The organism is Micromonospora vinacea, assembly GCF_015751785.1.
Taxonomy (GTDB): domain Bacteria; phylum Actinomycetota; class Actinomycetes; order Mycobacteriales; family Micromonosporaceae; genus Micromonospora; species Micromonospora vinacea.
In genome coordinates, this window is record NZ_JADOTY010000001.1 from 1,736,356 (window position 1) to 1,756,582 (window position 20,227).

Below are 20,227 nucleotides of genomic sequence, written 5' to 3' on the forward strand. Positions count from 1 at the left end.
TGGTGATCTTGGTAGTGGGTGAACCGGTGGCGGGGTAGGCCCCGAAGGTGCCTACCCCGCCGAATGGAACAGTCCGGTCAGCTGCTCAGTGCGGTGATCGTGAGGGTGGTGCGGTAGCTGCCCTTCGCGATGCTGTCCGGGATCTTCAGGTCCAGGTCAGCACCGAGCTTGGCGCCGCCACGCGGGTGACCCTGCGCGGCCGCGGCGAGCCCGCTGGAGACCGAGAGGCCCTTGCCCTGGTCGTCGAACGACGACAGGACCGGAGCACCGGCCTCGGCGCCCGCGCCGGCGTCGAGCACGTACGGGTTCCAACCGAGGTAGGAGCCGGAGAACTTCTTGTCGGCGTCCTGGAAGTCGCCGACGTTGGCCGAGATCGACCACGGGGCGAGCGAGCGACGGCTGTCCGACACGAGGATCGGGTTGATCTTGCCGTTGGCCTGGAAGTAGGTGCCGTCGCGCTCCTGCGCGGTACCCAGGTCGACCAGACCGTTGTAGCCGTCGATCGTCCACCCGAACTCGCCCGGAGCCGGGTTCGGCACGTTGACCTGGATGGCCTGGCCGTCACCGTTGTACGGGTGCACTGTCACCTTGTCGGTGATCGAGCCGACCGGCTGACCGTCCGGGGTGTTGACGCAGGAGAGGCCCTTCTCGACAGCCGCGTTCGGCGCCGCGCAGGTGCCACTGCGAACGTTGGCCAGGACCAGCTTGTCACCGCGCACCTGCACCTTGACGTAGCTGCGCACGTGCTCCTGGTTCTGCGACGAGTTGTACCAGTACTTGTTCGGGTCCAGCGGGTCCGGGCCGTTGCCACGGATGCCGGTGCCGGTGGTGTCCGGCTTCTTGATGTCGTAGTACTTCGAGCCGGAGGCCGAGTTGGCAGTCACGTAGATGACGCCGCCCGGGCCGGGGAACACCTCGGCAGCACCCGGCTGCTCGGCCGGGTTCTCCTTCTGACCGTTCTTGATCGAGTAGCTACGGGAGTAGCTGTGGTCGTGGCCCTGAAGGACCATGTCGACGCCGAGGTTGGAGAACGCGGTGGTGAAGTCTTCCCGCCGCTGCTTGTTGTCGGTGTCGGTCGCGTGGCTGGCCGGCGAGTAGATGGAGTGGTGGTAGACCAGCACCTTCCACTTGGCCTCGGAGCCGTGCTTGTTGATGACGTCGGTGACGTACGCGACGTGCGCCGCGTCGCCGCCGGCGGAGCCGTCCGCCGGGTTGGCGTAGCTGTTGCTGTTCAGGTCGATGAACAGCACATCCTTGTGGATGAACCAGTAGTCACCGCCGGACCGGGTCGCCTGGTCCCCGTTGTAGTACGCAGACGAGCGGTCGGTGTTCGGGGTGAAGTGGTGCTGCTCGTAGGACTTGCCGCCGACGTCGTGGTTGCCGATGGTGGCGACGAGCGGGATCTGACGCAGCTGGTCGGGGGCCAGGAACGAGGTCCACTGACCCTCGTCGTTGGCGCTCTCGACGTGGTCGCCGGCGGACACCAGCAGCTCGGCGTTCGGGTTGGCCGCGGTGGCCACCTTCAGGGTGTCCTCCCAGCCGGCCTGGTCCTTCAGCCGGTCACCGGAGGAGCCGATCTGCGGGTCGCCGAAGAACAGGAAGTCGTAGTCGCCCTCGAAGTCCTGGGTCTTGAAGGCGTACGCCGGGGACCAGCTGCCCTCGGCGCCGACCCGGTACGAGTACGCCGTGTTCTCCCGCAGGTTGCTGATCGTGGCGTGCCGGTTGAAGCCGGTGGTGGAGGTGTTCGCCGCACCGACGGCGTCGAAGCTGAGGGCGCCGGCCGGGAACTCGCCGTTGACGATCTCGGCGGTCGGGGCGAGCTGGATCTTCTGCGCGGTGTCGGCCGAGGAGTACCAGCTCACGATGCGCTGGGTCTCGTTGGCGCCGACGCCGAGGACCACACCGGTGATCGTGGTGGACTCGGCCGCGCTCGCGGTGGCCATCAGGCCACTACCGAGAGCCGCGCCCATTCCGAGGAAACCGGCTGCGACCCCGGCGACCAGGCGCCGCCGCACGAGCGCGGAGGCCCGTGTCGAGGTGCTCAATGTCATCGACATTGTTCCCTTTTCAAATAGAGAAATGGATTGTGCCTTCACCCGACGCTGGGGAAGCAATTCCACGCTTTCGCCGCCCGATGAACCAACCGTGAACGTGATCTTGCGAAAGACTGCACTTCACGAACTACTTAGCCCTACTCATGATCCAGAAACGCGCTGCACAAACCAGATCAACCCCATAATGGACACGGCTGCGGAAACGGCTCCCGTCGCCCAGAGGCCGGCTTTCGGCGCACGACGGCGCAGCACGAACAGCAGCGGGAAGACGACAGCGATAATCGTCAACTGGACGACCTCGATGCCGACGTTGAACACCAGCAGCGACCACAGCAGGGTCCACGACCACGCCTCGTCGATACCCAGCGCGCCCGCGAAGCCAAGGCCGTGCACGAGGCCGAAGCAGAACACCACGCCGAGGCGGATCCAGCCGGCCCGATCCAGGCTGAAGTGACCGCGCCCGGCCGTCTCCAGGTCGGCCGCGTGTTCACCACGTCGCCAGATCCCCCACAGGTGCCAGCCGGCGACGACGGCGATCGACAACGCGATGATCGGCTCAACGATCACCCCCGGAACCTCGACCAGGCCGAGCGCGGCCAGCATGAACGTCACCGAGTGCGCCAGGGTGAAACTGGTGGCCGCGAGCACGATCTCCCGGAGCCGCCGCGACCCGGCGATGAGCGCCAGCAGGAACAGGATGTGGTCGACCCCGGTCAGCAGGTGCTCGGCGCCCAGGAGGAAGAACTCGCCGAACCGCTCGTACCAGGCCTGCGCGGTCGAGAAGGACGGGTTGGCGGCGTCCAGCGCCGCGCTGCCGGAACGGCCGTCGATCTCGTAGGTGACGATCGTCTTCGTGCCCTTGACGTAGCCCTCGTCATCCGGGAAGAGGCCGCTGCGCACCACGTGCTCGTCGACAGGCTCGGGGCAGGTCCAGTCGAGGAGCAGGTTCGCGTACGGCACGCCCTCGCGCTCCCCGATCGTCGCGTCACCCACCTGCGTCGGCCGGCAGGCCGCACCCCGGGAACTCACCGAGAACCGGTCGGAGACGTATCCGAGGACCGCCGACGCGTGACCCTTCAGGGCGGCGGCCTGGGCGGCGCTGTCGCCCGCCTCGAACGCGGCGGTTCCCACCTGGAAGAGCGGGTCGTCGTCGCCGGCATCCGCGGCGGACACCACGAGGAGGTCGTATTCGAGCTCCACCCCGGTCCGAATGTGACCCTCATCTCCCGCTGCAATTTTCGCGTACACAGTCGACGAGAAGCCGTGCGCGGACGCCGGTTCGGTGCTCAGAAACGGAACCACTGCCGCTGCGAAACCGACAGCGGCGACGAAAACGGTACGGCGGATCCGGCCTGACATTCGACTCCCTCGGTTGGCCAGTGCACGTTGCATGTCGTGGGTGAACACCAACCCGCGTACCGACGAACCGCCGGAAAACAAAGTCCCCGAACGGCGGCCCACCGATTACCGGTGACCGGAATTGAGATAGGAATACGAAGAAGTACGCGCACTTTCCGCCACCACCCGGAGGACGATCACCTTGCGCCCCCCGCTTCGGGCCGTTGTCATGCTGGCCGCGACCGCCGCGCTGGTCACCGCCTGCAACTCCAGCGACGACTGGTCCGAGCCCCGTCCGGCGCCCAGCGCCATCGGCACTCTCGGCCCGGGGTTCGTCGACCCCTCCACGAAGCCCGCGCCGGAGGCGACCATCACCCCGCAACCCGGCTCGTGGGCCGGCGTCCACCCGCCGAAGGACTACCGCGTCGTCCTGCTGACCAGCGGTACGGACAACCCGACCAAGGCCCTGGTGACGGCGGTGAAGGAATGGGCCGACGACGAGGATGTCGACCTCAGGACGATCGCCGTCGGCAGTGCGCACGACACCGTTCCCAGCATCGCCAAGGCGATGGAGATGGGCCCGGACCTCATCGTCAGCGCAGGCAACGACCTCATCGACGGGCTCGCGCTGGTCACCCCGAACCACCTGGACGAGAAGTTCCTCGTGGTCGGCGCGGAACTGGCCGAGCCCACCCACAACGTCACAGCTGTCGACTGGGAAGGCGCGTCGTTCCGTGGCGAAGGGCTGGGGATGTCCTCGACGTACGACCCGAACTCGTTCACCGCGGACCGCTGCGCGGCGGCCATCCGGGCGGGCGTGGCCGCCGTCCTCAACGACCTGACCGGGCTCGTGGTCTGGCTCTGACACCGGAGGGCTGGGCTCCCGCGCGGGTACCCCGGTCGCCGCATCCGTTCGGCTGATTTTCGGGCCGGAAAGACGAGCTGCGTGGATTGGTCCTGCGTGCGATCCTTTGCCGGTTGATCATGATCGGGACCGGTAGTGGGGGCAGGGTTTGGGTACCGCTTCGCGCATTCACCGACGGATGGTGTCGCTGGGCGTCGCCGTGACGCTCGTCTGCGGCGCGGCGGTGGGGCTCACCTCCGCCACCGCCATCGCGGCGGCGAGCGCACCGACCGATCTCAAGACCGCCGGTAATCCCTGCGCCAGCGCCGCCCCTGGGCCGTACCTGAACCCGGCGGACTTCGGCAGCGCCGAGGCCGTCTCGCTACAGGGCACCCACAGCGGTACCCCCCGGAGCGGACGGCAGGCGGACTTCCAGGTGTGGGACGTCACCGACCCGGCACGACCGCAGCAGTGGCTCATCGAGATGGGCGAGGAGAGCAACACCGTCTACGTCCAACTCGAGGACAGCTCGCGGCAACTCGACGGCGTCACGTACGCCTGGCGGGTGCGGGTCCTCGACGGCGCGGACGCGTCGCCGTGGAGCAACACGTGCCACTTCACTGTCGATCGCAGCGGAGGCCCGGCACCAACAGTCACCTCGACCGATTACCCCGTCAGCAGTTGGGGCGGCACTGGCGCGATCGGTGTCCCCGGCACGTTCACCCTGACCCCGGCCTCCGCCGACACCGTCAGCTACCTCTACGAGTTCCACTCGAGCGAACTACCTGACGAGTACCAGGAATCCAGTGTGGATGCTGTCGGACTCGGGGGGCCGGCGGTCGTCACGTTCACGCCCAAGGCTGCCACTTCCCACTCAGTGACGGTCTATGCCGTCGACCGCGCGGGAAACAGGTCCGAGCGGACGACTCACCCGTTCTACGTCAAGGAGACCCGACCGGAGGTCTTCTCCGCCGCCTACCCGGCCTACCTGCCGAACCAGGACTACAACGTCGGCGTACCGGGCGCGTTCGATTTTCGGGCCACGGTTGCCGGCACGGCGTCCTTCGCGTGGCGGATCGACGAGGGCGGACCGTCCGGCGCCGTGCCGGCGGACGCCAGCGGGAAGGCGACGGCGATGATCGCCCCGACCCGCGGCGGCCAGCAGACCCTGTACGTCCACAGCGTCACCCAGGACGGCACCGCGCACGCCCCTCGCGCCTACACGTTCGCGGTTGACGACGCCCCGGTCCTCACCGGTGACACCCGGGGGGAGGTGACGATCGGCTCCTCGCTCACCATCCACCTCGCCCCGCGCGCGCCGCAGGTGGTGGAGTACCTGTACTGGCCGGAATACCCGCGCGGTGACCAGCGGCCGGTGGTGACGACCACGGTGCCAGCCCGCCCGGACGGCAGCGCCGACCTCGTCTGGACCGCCACCGAGACCCGCGTCGACGGCCTGTGGATCCAGAGCCGGAGCGCGGACGGCACCCTGTCCACCCCTCGCTGGCTGCGAGTCTCGGTCGACGATGCGGCACCGACCGTGACCCGCACCGGCAGCACCGCGGCCGGCACCTCGTCCACCTTCACCGCGCACAGCTCGATGGCCGACATCGTCGACTACGTGGCGACGCTGAACAGCGACGACAGCACGAAACAGGTTCTCCGTCCGGCGGCCAACGGCAAGGTCACCTTCAGCTTCAAGACGATGGTGATCGGCCACAACTACGTGAACGTCGTTGCCCGTAACGCCGCCGGCGTGCAGACGGAGAGGGGCGCCCAGGTCTGGACGACGACGGACGAGCCGCAGGTCAGCTCCGTCGAGTTCCCGGAGAACGGCAGCGGCCGACTGGCCACCGGCACGTTCACCTTCAGCTCGTACCTGCCCGACACCGTGGGCTACCACTACTCGATGAACAGCGGGTCGTACGTGACCGTCCCGGCCCGCGCCGACGGCACCGCGCAGGTGACCTGGACGCCGACGGCCGAGGGCGCCCACCGTCTCAGGGTTTTCCGGATCAAAGCCGACACCCATTGGTCCCGGACGTTCAAGGACCACCTGTTCGCGGTCGCCAACGCTGTCACCACTGTCGCATCCGTCGCTCCGGGCACCGTGCCGTCCGGCGACCTGAGAACGATCACCATTGACGGCACCCAACTGCACCAGGACGACAAGGTCGAGGTGACCCCCTACCGCACGGTGCCGATCCGGGCCTGGGTGAAGACGGTCTCGGCGGACCGCAGGACGCTCACCGTCGAGGTGGATCTCAGCCACGCACTGCTCGGTCCGGCCACCCTGACCCTGCACCCGTACGGAACGCTCAAGCCGGTGGTCCTGGCCAACGCGTTCACGATCGGCCCACCCCCAGCACTGCAGTCGGTCAAGCCGCCCACCATCAGCGGGACGGTGGCGGCCGGTGGCACCGCCACGGTGGACCCGGGCGAATGGACGCCCAGCGCGGAGGGCTACTGGTACCAGTGGTCGGCGAACGGTGTCGATATCTGGAACGCGAACGACTCGACGTTCACGATCCCTGTGGCGCTGGTCGGGCAGCGGCTGACGGTAGCGGTCACGGCCAGCCGGGACCGCTACACCTCGACCACTGTCACCTCGGCCGCCGTCGCGGTCGGCAGGACGATCGGGCTCCCGCACCCGCCGACATTGGACCCGGACGCGAGGTGGTCGAAAACGCGTCGTCCCCCGACCTGACCGGAACGAACGCGACCCGGCCGGCCCTCGCGCTCAGCGCGGGGCCGGCCCTTTGTCCTCGAACTCGTACGTGGTGGTCAGGCCCTCGGGCAGGTCGGGGACCAGGGCGTTGGTGCCGTCCACCACCTGGACGTAGCGCTTGCCCTGGAAGATCGAGTAGCTGCCGTCGGGAACCTGATCGATCCGGAAGAGCTGCGTCGAGGCGGCCGGGTCACACGGCCGGCCGCGTACGCTGCCCGGCGCGGCGTCGTGCACGACTGTCATGCAGATCGTGTCGGCACCGGACGCCCGGAGGATCCGGTACCTGTCGCCCTCGGGGCGCAGCACCCACAGCGCCCGATCGTCGATGCCCTGTTCGGTGGTGGCCCGCACCTGGTCGCCGTCGCTGTCGATGGCCAACGTCGCTCCGCGCATGCCGGGCAGCACGATCTGGACCTGCCGCCGGCCGGCGAGGATCTCCTGCGGTCCCGCCGAGGCGGTCGCGGACGGGGTCACGGACGGCGCGACCTGGGTGGCCGGGCCGACACCCGGCGTCTCGACGTCGTTCCGCGCTTGCAAGACGGTGGTGCCAGCGGCGATGGCCAGCACGGCCAACCCCGTGGCGCCGACGGCCGCCCGACGCCGCCGACGCCTGTCACTGCGGTGCCGCAACGTCTGTGCCCCCGGCAGCGTGGCGACTCGCCGGACCTCGTCCACGATCGCGGTGAGATCGTCGCGCGGATCAGCCATGGGAGCTCTCCTCCTGGTGCGCATCGGTCAGCAACCCGGCCATCGCTCTGCGACCTCGGGCGAGGTACGTCTTCACCGTTCCGACGGGCGCCTGCATCTCGGCTGCCACCTCCGCGACGCTGAGATCGTTGAGATGGTGCAGAACGACGGCCCGCCGCTCGTTGGCGCTCAGCCGTTGCAGCGCCTGCAACAGCGCGACGTGGTCCTCGTTCAGCCCGGGCACGCCCTGGTCGACCGCGGCCCGGCGGTGCGCGCGTACGCGGTTGAACGCCTTGCGCCAGCTGCTCACCGCGATCCGGGAGGCCACCCGGCGGACCCACGCCTCCGGACTGTCCGTCTCCCGCACCGTCGCCCACCGCTGCCAGGCCCGCATGAACGCCTCGGCGACGGCGTCCTCCGCCTCGGCGCGGTTGCCGGTGAGCGCGTACACGTGACCCACGACCCGACCCGCGCAGGCCGCGTAGAGAGCGTCGAACTCTTCGGCGTCACGCATCCGACCGGTGCCCTCCCCTGCCTCGTCCCCTGGTCACCGCCGCATGGAACTCGCATGGGTGGACCGGTCACGTCGGCGCGGGGCGCGGTTGTGGCCTCCGTCACACCGCAGTGATCAACCTGACGACCTGGCCAGGCGTCATCGTGCCGACCCGGGAGACGCCCGTGGCGGAGAGGACGATGTGCGACGACGGCAACGACGCGCCCTGACAGCCGGCGTACTCGCGACCGCGCTGGTAGCGGCGGGCCTGACCGCCCAACCGGCGAACGCGCAGGAGAGACCGGCGGCTGCGGCTCCCGGCACCCACGGAACCTTCACCCTGATCACCGGGGACCGGGTGTCGCTGGACGCGGCGGGCCGCCCGCAGATCCAGCGCGGGCCGGATCGGGCCGCCATGCGGTTCGTGAGCAGCCGGGAGGACGGTCACCAGTACGTCATCCCGGTGGACGCGGTGCCGCTGGTGCGGGACGGGCGACTCGATCGGCGCCTGTTCGACCTCACCACGCTCGGCGAGTTCGGCTACGACGACCGGGCCGCCGAGTTGCCGCTGCTGGTCGCGTACCCCGAGAACATGGCGGCGCGGGCGCGGACCGCTACCACCGGGGGTGCCGGGCGGGTGCGGGCCGACCTCCCGGCCGCGCACGCGCTCGCGGTCCGGGCGGACCGGGACGACCGGGTGACGCTCTGGGCGTCGCTCACCAGGGGTACGTCGTCCGCGCGCACCCTCGCCGCGGGGGTCACCCACATCTGGCTGGACGGCAAGCGCACGGTCTCCCTCGATCGCAGCGTGCCGCAGATCGGTGCCCCGGCGGCGTGGCAGGCCGGTTTCGACGGCACCGGCATCACCGTCGGCGTGCTGGACACCGGGATCGACGCCAGCCACCCCGACTTCGCCGGCCACCTCACCGAGGTCCGGGACTTCACCGGCGGCAACGACCCGAGCGACGCGGTCGGTCACGGCACCCACGTGGCGTCGACGATCGTCGGCAGCGGCGCCGCCTCCGGTGGCAGGTATCGCGGGGTGGCACCGGGGGCGAAGCTGCTCGTCGGCAAGGTCTGCGCCACCACCGAATGCCAGGACTCGGACATCATCACCGGCATGCAGTGGCTCGCGCCGCAGGCCCGGGTGGTCAACCTGAGCGTGGGCGGCGACGACGCGCCCGGCCTCGACCCGCTGGAGACAGCGGTCCAGGAGCTGAGCCACCAGTACGGCACCCTCTTCGTGGTCGCGGCCGGCAACGAGGGGAAGCCGAAGTCGGTCTCCTCGCCGGCCTCCGCCGACGACGCCCTCGCCGTCGCCGCCGTCGACGCCGACGACCAGCGGGCCTACTTCTCCAGCCGAGGTCCGCGCGTCGGCGACAACCACATCAAGCCCGAGATCAGCGCGCCGGGTGTCGACATCGTGGCCGCCGCCCCCGGCGGTGACTACGCCACCATGTCGGGTACGTCGATGGCGACCCCGCACGTGGCCGGCACCGCCGCGATCCTCGCCGGTCAGCACCCGGACTGGACCGGCCCGCAGCTCAAGGCCGCCCTGATGGACTCGGCAAAGCCGACCGGCGAGGACACCATCTACGAGCAGGGCGCCGGCCGGGTGGACATCGCCCGCGCGGTCGCCCAACCGGTCGCCGCCGACGTCGCCGCCATCGACTTTCCGGTGCAGCGCTGGCCGCACGCCGACGACAGCCCGATCACCCAGGTCGTCGGCTACCGCAACACAGGCACCGCGCCGGTCACAGTGACGCTGGCGATCGCTCCGGCCCCCGCCGGCATGCTCACCGTCAGCCCGGCCACGCTGGTGGTGCCGGCCGGTGGCCGCGCCGAGGCGACGATCACCGTAGACACCAGGGTGCACGCCCCGGACGGCGTCTACCAGGGGGCGCTGACCGCGACCGGCGCCGGCGACCTGCGGGTACGGACGCCCTTCGTGCTGAACCGTGAGATCGAGAGCTACGACGTACGGCTCGACCACATCGGACGCGACGGCAAGCCGGCCACCGAGTACACGACAGTGGCGGCGAACCTGACCACCGGCGAGTTCAGCACCCTCGCCACGACACCGGGCGGCGGGATCCTGCGGCTGCCCAAGGGTCGGTACGCGTTGTACAGCACCATCCACGAGGCTTCCGTGTCGACCCTGCTCGCACAGCCGGTCCTGGACGTACGCGGCCCGGTCACCGAGGCGGTCGACGCCCGCACCGCCAAGCCGGTCGCGTTGACAGTGCCGCAGCGCGACGCCGCACCGATCTCGATCAACGTGAGCGCCAACTGGGACGACGGCCTGCGCTACCCGGGCGTCCAGCTCAGCGGAGTGTCAGTCGCTGACGTCTTCTTCGGCCGGCTCGGGCCCGCCGTCGCGGCGCCCGAGTTCACCGCGACGCTGGGCGTGGGGCTCGCCCGACCGGGCAAGGACCGCACCTTCCGGAACAGCCCCTACACCTACGACCTGGCGTACGTCGCCAAAGGCGACATGTTCACCGGCCTGACCAGGAAGCTGTCACCGAAGAACCTCGCCACTGTCAGGACGACCTACCGCAGCCAGTCCGCGACGACGACGGCCACCCGGTTCCACCGCGCGTCGGCCCCCGGAGGCGCGGGCCCGATCGGGTCGAACACGCCGATCGACCTGCCGTTCAAGGGCACCGAGTACTACAACACCGACGGCGGCATCGTCTGGACGTCCACGTTCGTCGAGGGGGACAACCTCACCACGCAGGATTCCACCTTCAGGTCGGGGCGGACGTACACCCAGACCTGGAACGCGGCACCCTTCGGGCCCACCGTGGCCCAGGCGCCGACCCTGTCACCCCTGGGGTACGCGGGCCGCGACGGCGACACCATCTCGATCGCGTCGGTGCCCCTGCTCGGCGACGCTGCCGGTCGCCCCGCGAGCCGCGACGACCAGCCGGTGCGGTTCCGGCTGCTGCGCGACGGTAAGGAGATCGGCACCTCGGACAGCCCGTGGGCCGAGTTCGCGGTGCCCGCCGGGAAGGCCACCTACCGTCTGGAGGCGACCGCCACCCGAGGCGCACCGGACACCCTGTCGACGTCGGTCTCGGTGGCCTGGACCTTCACCTCGGCGCACACCACATCGCCGGAGCGGTTGCCCCTGACCACGGCTCGCCCGACGCCACTGCTCGACGACACCAACACCGCACGGGCCGGCCGGATCACGACGATTCCGGTGGCGCTGGACCGCCAGGCCGGCTCGAAGGCCGCGCCCAACCGCACGCTCGGCGTGTCCGCGTCGTTCGACGGCGGCCAGACGTGGGTCGCGTTGCCGGTGATCCGGAACGTCGCCCTGATCAGTCACCCACGACGGGCCGGATTCGTCTCGCTGCGACTGACCGCCACCGACACCGCCGGCAACACGGTCACCCAGACGATCCAGCGGGCCTATCGGATCGCCTGACGCATCGCCCGGTCCGGGGCGGCCGCTCGAGCCGCCGCCCCGGACCGGACCGCAGTGCCTCAGTGCCTCAGTGCCTCAGGCGGTGAGGGCGCCGTCGATGGCGATGGACGCGCCGCTGATGAAGGTGGCCTCGTCGCTGAGCAGGAACGCGGTGAGCGCGGCGACCTCTTCGGAGGTGCCCGCTCGTCCGGTCGGCTGCGCCGACAGGTAGCGCTCCGCGATCTCCGGGGCCTGGCTGACCACGCCCTGCCAGAGCGGGGTGTCGATCAGACCGGTGACCAGGGCGTTGACCCGCACACCGGAGCGCGCCACGTCGAGGGCCGCCGAGCGGGTGAGCCCGATGACGCCGTGCTTCGCCGCGTTGTAGGCGGCCTGGGTCCCGTCACCCTTCACACCGGAGACGGAGGCGTTGTTGACGATCGCGCCACCGCCGGAGGCGATGATCGCCGGGAGTTCGTACTTCAGGCCGTAGAAGACGCTCGTCAGGTTGAGGGCGAGCGACCGGTGCCAGTTGTCGCTGTCGGTCTCGCGCACGCTGGCCATCGGGCCACCGCCGGCGTTGTTGAACGCGCCGTCCAGCCGCCCGTACTCCGTCACCGCCGCGTCGACGAGACGCGCCATGTCCTCCTCGACAGTCACGTCGGTGGGCACGAAGAGGGCGCTACCGCCCGCGCTCCTGATCTGCGCGGCGACCTCCTCGCCCCGGTCCTTGTCCCGGGCGCCGATGACGACGCGGGCCCCTTCGGCGGCGGCCCGCTGGGCGAACGCCAGACCCATGCCCTGCGTACCGCCGGTCACGACCAGCACCTTTGATTCGAACCGCCCAGACATCTCGTCTCCCATCCACTTCGACTGGTGAGCCGCCACGGGACCCGCGGGGCTTCATGAGACGGAACGCTAACCTTTTCTGGAACGATCGACAAAGTAACGCCACTCACAACGTGGCGGCGGCCCAGTGCCCGCCGCGACTCAAGGTGCCGACTTTCGTCGCTAAACCACTCATTGGACCCGACCGAACGGCGCTCAGGCCGCTGTAACCACTGGCACATTCTGTGGTGGTCGTTCCATAACGTCGATAGCGTTGGCCGCGTTGAACGAATCCGCGCAAATCACTCTTAAGGAACAGTCATGCCCACAGGTCGCGCCGCCCCGGGTTCTCAGCGGTGGAAGGCCCTGTTGTTCATCTCCATCGCTCAACTGATGGTGGTGCTCGACGGGGCGGTCATGAACATCGCGCTCCCCTCGGCGCAACAGGCGCTGCACTTCACGGACGGGAGCCGGCAGTGGGTGGTTACCGCGTACGGTCTGGCCTTCGGCGGCCTGCTGCTGGTCGGCGGCCGAATCGGCGACATGGTCGGGCGCAAGCGCACCTTCCTGATCGCGCTGGCCGGCTTCGCGATCGCCTCGGCCATCGGCGGCCTGGCCGTCAACGCCGCGATGCTGCTGCTCGCCCGGGCACTCCAGGGCGTGTTCGCGGCCCTGCTCGCGCCTGCCGCGCTCTCGTTGCTCTCCCTGTCCTTCACGCAGCCGAGGGAACGCGCGAAGGCGTTCGGCGTGTTCAGCGCGGTCTCGATCGCCGGCGGCGCTGTCGGCCTGATCGTGGGAGGGCTGCTCACCCAGTACCTGAACTGGCGCTTCGCGATGTTCGTTCTCGTGCCGATCGCGGTCGTCGGGATCCTGGGCGCCAGTCGCACCGTCCACGACGACGGCGAGCGGCACCGCGCCCGGCTCGACCTGCCCGGCGTGCTGCTGGCCAGCTCCGGGCTCGTCGGCCTCGTCTACGGGTTCGGTGTCGCCGAGAGCCACGGATGGTCGGCGGGGGTGACCATCGGGTCGTTCACCGCCGGGGTGCTGTTGCTGGCGACCTTCGTCGTGGTTCAGGCGCGGGTCACGTCCCCGCTGCTGCCGCTGCGCGTCCTGACCGAACGCAACCGGGCCGCCGCGTACCTCTCGGTTGGCCTTGCGATCGTCAGCATGTTCGGGATGTTCCTCCTGCTCAGTTACTACTTCCAGCAGGTGAAGGGATGGTCGCCGGTGCTGGCCGGTCTGGCGTTCATGCCGATGGCGGTGCCGCAGGCCATCGGTGCCACGCAGATCGGCGCCCGACTCGCGCACCGGATCGCACCCCGGCCGATCATGGTCGGCGGGTACCTCGTCACCGCTGTCGGTCTGGTGCTGCTGGCTCTGCTCGACGCGGACAGCGGCTTCCTGGAGATCGCATTCGCCGAAGCGGTGATCGGGCTCGGCATCGGCACCGCCTTCATGCCCGCGATGAGCATCTCCACCCACGGCGTCGAGCCCAAGGACGCCGGTGTCGCCTCCGCCATGATCAGCTCGTCGCAGCAGGTCGGCGGGTCGATCGGCACCGCGCTGCTCAACACCATCGCGACCAGTTCGGCCGCCACCTACCTGGTCTCGCACGGCGGGCCGGCGGCGCGAGCCCAGGAGCGGAACGAGGCGCTGATGCACGGCTACTCGGTCGCGTACTGGGTTGCCGTCGGATTCGTGGTCGCGGCGGCCCTCGTCTCCGCGGTCATGGTGAACGCCGGTGCTCCGAAGCACGTCCCGGCCCCGGCGGACGCCCTCGGGGACGTCACCCCGGTGCCCGTCCACTGATCACTGTCGCGCCTGTCGATCCGGCGCCGTGACCGAGGACACGGTGCACCGACTCCGCCGAGAGGGTGGAATCAGGGGTGTGAGCAGAGAAGGCACCGGCGGGTGACGTCGTGAGGTCCACTCTTTCGGCCCGCGATCCGGGTTCGTCCGACGCTGGCACGACGCCCGCGACGACCGAACCGATTCGGGTGACGGCCGCCCACCGGCAGCGTTGGGCGGTGCAGACCATGGCTGTCACACCCGACGACCAGGTGCTGGAGATCGGCTGCGGTCGGGGATCTGCCGTCTCCCTGGTCGCCGAACACCTCACGAACGGTCGGATCGTCGCGATCGACCGTGCCGCGACGATGGTGCGGCTCGCGACCCAACGGAACCTGAGCCACATCGACGCCGGCCGAGCCGAGATCCGGCGAGCAGGGTTCGAGTCGGCCGACCTTCCGACTGATCACTTCACCAAGATCTTCGCGGTGAACGTCAGCCTCTTCTGGTTGGGCGACGCGGCGCAGCAGATCGCTCGGATACGCAGCCTGCTTGCGCCGGGAGGACGGCTCTACGTCTTCGGCGAGCGGCCCACCGAAGCACACGCCACCGCGAACCTCGCCGCGACCGAGGTGCTGCTCGAAACCCACGGTTTCGCCACGACCACATCGAGCGCCACCCGCGGTCAGGGCCAGGTGCTGACCTGCGTCATCGGCACGCCGATCCGGTGAGCCTGGGCTGATCGCAGCGTTGACCTGAGCCGGGCGGGCTCGGCGTGACGCCGAGCCCGCCCGTTCCGGGTCAGTCGAGCTTGATCAGATTGGGTCAGCGCTGAAGGGTCAGCAGACCCGGCCGGTACGGCAGGAGGCCGTAGTCGACACCGTCGGAGCTGGGGGAACGCCCCTGGTAGAGCAGTTGCAGGTTGCAGGCGTCGACGGTCATGGTCTGGTCGGCGTTGGTGCGCAGCAGCTCACCGTGGCTGATGTCGTTGGTCCAGGTCGCGCCGCTGTTGATCTTGCCCGCGAACGGGTTGCTCTGGGAAGCGGCCTGCGGCGTCCACGAACCGTTCAGGCTGGTCGCCGTGAACGAACGGAAGTAGCGGCCCGTCGAGCCGATCGCCTCGACGATCATGAGGTACTTGTTCAGACCCTGAAGTTTGTAGACCTGAACGGCCTCGAAGAGGTTGTTGGTGGTGTCGCTCATGATGGTCGTGTAGTTGGAGCCGAAGCTGCCCGGGAAGTTCCCGATCGGCATGCTCGCCCGGTAGATCTTGCCGTTGTCACCGGCGAAGAACAGGTACATGTTCGTACCGTCGCCAATGACCGCCTGGTCGATCGGGCCGGTACCGGAACCGGTGATGCTTCCGCTGAACAGCGTCTGCGGCGACGACCAACCGTTCGGGTTGGTCGGGTCGGACGAGGTCCGGTAGGAGAACGCCGGCCCACCCCACTGGTAGGCGAGCACCCAGATGTTTCTCGGCGCGAAGTAGAACAACGACGGCGCGACAGTTCCGGAGTTCATCGCGTTCTGGCTGGCCGAGCCCATCTGCGAGTAGTTCGAGAAGAGGCCGAAGTTCATCGAACCCCAGCTAGACCCGAAGTCGTGCGTGGTGGCATAGACCAGTTGCTGGCCGTTGTACGGGGCGACGGTGAAGTCCTTCAGCGACACCCACCCCGACCTCGGGTTCGCCAACACCCCGGTGGAGGACCACCGGTACGTCGAGGGAAGGTCACACGTGCCGCCCGGCGGCGGAGTCGTCGTCGGCGGCGTGGTTCCATCGACGCGGACGAACTGCCACTGCTGGTTGGTGCCGTTCCAGTCGTCGTACTGCACGATGTTGCCACCGTCGGCGGTCGAGGCGCCCTGCACCTCCATCACCTTGTTGCTGTTCCGGTTGATAAGCCGGACGTAGCCGCTGTCCGAGTCGGCCAGCCGGAACTGCTGGTTGGTGCTGTTGTTGTCGCTCCACTGCACGATGCTGCCGCCGTTGGCGGTCGAGAAGCCCGAGACGTCCAGCACCTTGTTGGACAGCCGCGACTTCACCCGGTAGTAACCACCACCGGAGTCGACGAACTGCCACTGCTGCTGGTTGCCGTTGTTGCGGGCCCACTGGGTGATCCGGGCCCCGTCATTCGTGGCCAGGTTGTAGACGTCCAGGGCCTTGCCGCTGTTGCGGTTGACCAACACGTACCACGCGCTCGTGTCGACAGTCGCCGCGGCGGCGGGTGACGACACCACTGCTACGGCGGCGCCGCCGACCATCAGCGCCGCCGCGCTGGCGGCGAGAAGGCGGGGCAACCACCAACGCCGCCGCGACGGCGTTGCGATCGATGGAGACCTATCGAGGGCAGACATGATCCTCCTCCAGTGACCAAGAGCCGAACGGCCTGCCCGAGGGTGGGCGTACCGCGACGCGTGGCCGAGCGCGCAGGCGTCAGATAGTTAGCGTTAACAAGACGCCGGCGAGCCGTGGCGCACGCCTGATTCGAGATCGACGAAGCAGGGCTTGCCCGGAAAGCCGAGGTGTCGTCGTCCTTAGGCATCGACTGTGAGCGATAACATGCCGTTCGTCAAGACGTAATGTGCTGGGAACATCAGCCGCTGTCCGAGCGCAGATCTTGAGGCGGGACGTCTTCCACCGACTTCCCGCAGGCATCACCCCAGATGCCCGGCGCGCACTCCGGCCGAGCCCTTGAGGAGGCCTCGCGAGCGCGTTAACATCGACGTTTGCCCATTGCCGGCGGTGCCGGCGATCTCAGCCCTGAACCTCGACCGGCTGGAGCGCCGGTGCGGCGACGGCCGGTGGAGCGGGCGCGTCGGTAGCGGACACGCCAGCCCTCGTCGCTCGCTCGGGGCCGAGGTCCCCGCCGGCCGGAGAACCATCGCCCCGCCACAGGGGCAGCGGCACCACCACGTCCTTCAGCGACATCGCGGGGCGCTCGACCAGGTGCCAGGAGAGCGCCGCGAGGACCAGAGTGCCGGCCGACGACACCGCCAGGTACGTGACGAAGCCGTACCGCACGCCGATGAGCAGGGCGACGACCTGCTGAACCGGGAACGCGTAGATATAGACGCCGTACGAGTAGTCCCGCTTACGACCGATCGAGTGCAGCCACCGGGGCAGCCCGACCGCCAGGTACAGCAGCAGGAACGCCAGCAGCGGCACCCCGACGACGTAGAAGCCGCCGACCCGCGCGGTCACCGCGACCCCGACGGCGGCGAGCGCCGCCAGCCAGCCGGTCATCGGCACCCGGTGCGCGTACAGCTTGGCGACCGCACCGAGCAGGAACGCGAAGGTCAGGTAGATGACGAGGTGCTTCTCGAAGGTTCCGACAACCGGGTACGGACCCAGGACCCCGTGCTTGGCCGGTAGGACGGCGAGCCCGTCACCCCGGACGAAGTCCTCGATGATGACCCCGTACACCCCGAGCAGCAGCAACACCATGGCACCGCGTGCCCGGGCCAGTACCGCCGTCGCCGCCAGCGCGGCGAGCATGAAGTAACAGAGCACCTCGTACCGCAGCGTCCACAGCGAGCCGTTCACCGGACCGCCACTCTCGATGCCCCGCCCGTAGGGCACGTCACGCAGAATGCCGGAGATCGTCCACTGGTCCATGGCGAACAGCCAGTTCGCCCTCAGGTACTGCAACGGACCCTGCGGGTGGCCCCAGAAGCCGTCCAGGGTGCCCCGCTCGTAGTAGGCGATCGCCGGGGCCACCACCAGCGCGGTCACCAGCAGGCACACCCACAGGGCAGGCAGGATGCGCAGCGCGCGGTGCCAGAGATACCGCGGCGCACTGAAGCGCAGCGCACTGCTGGTGATGAGGAAGCCGGAGAGCACGAAGAAGCCGTACACCGCGAGCTTGCCGACATCGGCCTGCCGCATGGTCTCGCTGCTGCCGAGCATCGACCGCCCCAGCGCGAGAGGCCAGCAGTGCGCGACGAGCACCGCGAACGCCAGGGCCATCCGCAGCAGCCCGATGCTGTTGGCGCGAGGGTCGAACCGATCGGCCAGCGTCGGCAGCCCGCGACCGAACCGGGCCGCCAGCGGCTGCGCCAGCGGTGCCTCGCCCATACCTGCCCCTGTCATCCGAGCTTCAGCTGCCATCCGGCACCGCCGTGCCCGTACTGTATGCGGCCCTTCACCGCCCAGACGCTGATCGACGGACGAAACGCATAACAACCCGCCAACGGTCCCTCGGGGCACTACGTCGCCCGTGGCGGCGCGGTACGTCCGAGTCAGACCGCTCCGCGATCGACCAGGCTGAACGTGGTGTCGAGCGGGGCGTCGCCGAGAAACTCGACGTAGATCTCCCTCTTGGTCGGGCTCCACTGCACCGGGCCGTACTCGTCGTTGGTGATGGCGTAGGAGGTACGCCCTTTGTCGTCCTGGCCCTCACGGGATATCGCGAACACGGTTGCCTTGGTCGGCCGGCAGTCGGCTCCCACCAGCGACTTGTACCCCTCTGAATCGAGCTTGACCCCGAGGCACGGTCGGTGGGCGATCTCCGGGTTCACCGATTTGATCATGTAGTCGACCCCGACCGGTTCGAGCACGAAGAGCGCATCCTTGCCGGTCCCGTTGCCGACCTCAAGCTCACCGTGAGACGGCAGCGACAGGTCACGGTCGATCTCCACCAGGTGCAGCAGGATTCGCCGTTGACCGGCCAGCATGGCCCGGGTGGGGTCCACGCTGGCCGACGGTGACGCGGCCGGCTTACCCGATGCGGACGAAGACGCGCTGGCCGTCGGCCCGCTCGTTGCCGGGCTGCCGTTCGCCGGCGAGCCCGCCGGATCCGGCTTGGACTCATCACGCAGCAGTTGCGGCCCGAACAGGAAAGCGGGCACCAGCACCGCGATCACCGCGGCAGTCGCCCCCAGCGCGGTGAGCCAGCGACGCCGGGGTGAACCCGCGCGACCGGCCGTGGCCGGACCCGGTGGCATCGAGCGCGCGCCCTGATCATCACCACCGGCAGCGGGCGACCCAGGCACCGACGGCGTCCCGCTCACACCTTGGGCCGGGCCGCCAGCAGCGCCCGGTTGCGCCGCGGTCAACAATCCGTCGAGCAACTCCCGGGCGGTGGGCCGGACGGCGGGGTCCTTCTCCAAGGCCCGGGAGACCAACTCCCGCAACGGTCCACCGAGCCCGGTCAGGTCCGGCGGTTGAGTGAGGATCCGCATCGCGGTCGCGGTAACGGAGTCGCCCCCGAACGGGTTGCGGCCGGTCGCGGCCTGGGCGACCAGGGCACCCCAGGCGAAGATGTCCGCGGCCGGGCCCACCGGACGGCCGGAGGTCGTGTCGAACCGCTCCGGAGCCATGAACGACACGGTCCCGACCATCTGGTTGGTCCGGGTGTGCTGGCTCGTCGCCTCGAACGCGCGGGCGATGCCGAAGTCGATGACCTTGATCCCACCCGGTGCGACAAGGACGTTCGCCGGCTTCAGGTCGCGGTGGATCACCCCGGCACCGTGGATGGCGGTGAGCGCGGTGGCCACCCCGACCGCGATGCTGTGCAGCTGCGCCGCCCCCAGCGGCCCCTGTCTCCGGACCACCTCGGCCAGGCTGGGACCCTCGACGTACTCCACCACCAGGTACGGCGGCTCATGGTCCGGGTCGGCGTCCAGGACCTCGGCCGTGCAGAACGGTGGAACCTGGCGGGCGCGGTTCACCTCACTACGGAACCGACCCCGGAACTCCTCGTCGTGCGAGAGTTCCGCACGGACGACCTTGATCGCCACCAGCCGTCCCTGCGGCGAGCGGGCCAGGAAGACACTGCCCATGCCCCCGTCGCCGAGCCGGTCGAGCACCTCGTACCCACCGAGGCGTGCCGGGTCACCGGGACGTAATCCCGTGCTCACGCCAGAGGCCCGCAGACCGCGACCACAGCGCGAACCGTTCCGCCTATCACCCGTTCCCCTTCGGTCAGTCGGACGCCGGCCGCAGCCTATCGCCCGCCCACCGAATCCCGTCGATGCCGTCCACCGGTCGGCCCAAAGTCGCGCCCGATTTGAACGACCCTTCACCTGTGGCGGAGGCGCCGACGGGCGGTCGGAT

The 20,227-nt window shown here is 69.3% G+C and carries 13 protein-coding genes; 5 read left to right on the forward strand and 8 right to left on the reverse strand.

What is annotated here, in order from left to right; genetic code table 11:
* Positions 1-77: 77 nt before the first annotated feature.
* Together IW249_RS08415 and IW249_RS08420 are read right to left on the reverse strand one after the other, a co-directional pair.
* On the reverse strand, positions 78-2,051 hold the full coding sequence (locus IW249_RS08415) for a purple acid phosphatase family protein (protein ID WP_196920223.1): 1,974 nt from the start codon (positions 2,049-2,051) through the stop codon (positions 78-80).
* Positions 2,052-2,195: 144 nt separating this feature from the next.
* Entirely contained in the window at positions 2,196-3,254 is a 1,059-nt protein-coding gene (locus IW249_RS08420) for a HupE/UreJ family protein (RefSeq protein WP_307788545.1), read from the reverse strand.
* A gap of 340 nt (positions 3,255-3,594) precedes the next feature.
* Here IW249_RS08420 and IW249_RS08425 point away from each other — a divergent pair, with 340 nt between their 5' ends.
* The gene (locus IW249_RS08425; protein WP_196920225.1) at positions 3,595-4,257 is read left to right on the forward strand and encodes a type 1 periplasmic-binding domain-containing protein; all 663 of its coding nucleotides are present in this window, start codon (positions 3,595-3,597) and stop codon (positions 4,255-4,257) included.
* 178 nt (positions 4,258-4,435) lie between these two features.
* Entirely contained in the window at positions 4,436-6,943 is a 2,508-nt protein-coding gene (locus IW249_RS08430; RefSeq protein WP_196920226.1) for a hypothetical protein, read from the forward strand.
* A gap of 33 nt (positions 6,944-6,976) precedes the next feature.
* On the opposite strand, the gene IW249_RS08435 is transcribed toward IW249_RS08430, so the two are convergent.
* Together IW249_RS08435 and IW249_RS08440 are read right to left on the reverse strand one after the other, a co-directional pair.
* Entirely contained in the window at positions 6,977-7,672 is a 696-nt protein-coding gene (locus tag IW249_RS08435) for an RICIN domain-containing protein (protein WP_196920227.1), read from the reverse strand.
* Entirely contained in the window at positions 7,665-8,165 is a 501-nt protein-coding gene (locus IW249_RS08440) for a sigma-70 family RNA polymerase sigma factor (RefSeq protein ID WP_196920228.1), read from the reverse strand. Before IW249_RS08440 ends, IW249_RS08435 begins: the two co-directional genes overlap by 8 nt.
* A gap of 181 nt (positions 8,166-8,346) precedes the next feature.
* Here IW249_RS08440 and IW249_RS08445 point away from each other — a divergent pair, with 181 nt between their 5' ends.
* The gene (locus IW249_RS08445) at positions 8,347-11,577 is read left to right on the forward strand and encodes a S8 family peptidase (RefSeq protein ID WP_196920229.1); all 3,231 of its coding nucleotides are present in this window, start codon (positions 8,347-8,349) and stop codon (positions 11,575-11,577) included.
* A 75-nt stretch (positions 11,578-11,652) separates the two neighbouring features.
* On the opposite strand, the gene IW249_RS08450 is transcribed toward IW249_RS08445, so the two are convergent.
* Positions 11,653-12,375, reverse strand: coding sequence for an SDR family NAD(P)-dependent oxidoreductase (locus tag IW249_RS08450; RefSeq protein ID WP_307788546.1), 723 nt, complete (start codon positions 12,373-12,375; stop codon positions 11,653-11,655).
* Between the two features lie 330 nt (positions 12,376-12,705).
* Here IW249_RS08450 and IW249_RS08455 point away from each other — a divergent pair, with 330 nt between their 5' ends.
* Together IW249_RS08455 and IW249_RS08460 are read left to right on the forward strand one after the other, a co-directional pair.
* A complete protein-coding gene (locus tag IW249_RS08455; RefSeq protein WP_196920231.1) occupies positions 12,706-14,193 on the forward strand; it encodes an MFS transporter in 1,488 nt (495 codons plus the stop codon).
* A 188-nt stretch (positions 14,194-14,381) separates the two neighbouring features.
* A complete protein-coding gene (locus IW249_RS08460; protein WP_307788807.1) occupies positions 14,382-14,903 on the forward strand; it encodes a class I SAM-dependent methyltransferase in 522 nt (173 codons plus the stop codon).
* 94 nt (positions 14,904-14,997) lie between these two features.
* Here IW249_RS08460 and IW249_RS08465 read toward each other — a convergent pair whose 3' ends face one another.
* From IW249_RS08465 to IW249_RS08475, 3 genes are all read right to left on the reverse strand, one after another.
* Positions 14,998-16,527 (reverse strand): non-reducing end alpha-L-arabinofuranosidase family hydrolase, encoded by a 1,530-nt coding sequence (locus IW249_RS08465; protein ID WP_196920233.1) that lies wholly within the window; start codon positions 16,525-16,527, stop codon positions 14,998-15,000.
* A gap of 400 nt (positions 16,528-16,927) precedes the next feature.
* The gene (locus IW249_RS08470) at positions 16,928-18,247 is read right to left on the reverse strand and encodes an acyltransferase family protein (protein WP_196920234.1); all 1,320 of its coding nucleotides are present in this window, start codon (positions 18,245-18,247) and stop codon (positions 16,928-16,930) included.
* A 164-nt stretch (positions 18,248-18,411) separates the two neighbouring features.
* Positions 18,412-20,031, reverse strand: a complete 1,620-nt coding sequence (locus tag IW249_RS08475; protein WP_196920235.1) for a serine/threonine protein kinase — start codon at positions 20,029-20,031, stop codon at positions 18,412-18,414.
* Between the last annotated feature and the right edge of the window lie 196 nt (positions 20,032-20,227).

Excerpts from the sequence above, each read along its gene's own strand:
- IW249_RS08415 (WP_196920223.1), bottom strand. The coding sequence starts at position 2,051 with ATGACATTGAGCACCTCGACACGGGCCTCCGCGCTCGTGCGGCGGCGC.
- IW249_RS08440 (WP_196920228.1), bottom strand. The coding sequence starts at position 8,165 with ATGCGTGACGCCGAAGAGTTCGACGCTCTCTACGCGGCCTGCGCGGGT.
- IW249_RS08470 (WP_196920234.1), bottom strand. The coding sequence starts at position 18,247 with ATGGGCGAGGCACCGCTGGCGCAGCCGCTGGCGGCCCGGTTCGGTCGC.
- IW249_RS08455 (WP_196920231.1), top strand. The coding sequence starts at position 12,706 with ATGCCCACAGGTCGCGCCGCCCCGGGTTCTCAGCGGTGGAAGGCCCTG.
- IW249_RS08465 (WP_196920233.1), bottom strand. The coding sequence starts at position 16,527 with ATGTCTGCCCTCGATAGGTCTCCATCGATCGCAACGCCGTCGCGGCGG.
- IW249_RS08435 (WP_196920227.1), bottom strand. The coding sequence starts at position 7,672 with ATGGCTGATCCGCGCGACGATCTCACCGCGATCGTGGACGAGGTCCGG.
- IW249_RS08430 (WP_196920226.1), top strand. The coding sequence starts at position 4,436 with ATGGTGTCGCTGGGCGTCGCCGTGACGCTCGTCTGCGGCGCGGCGGTG.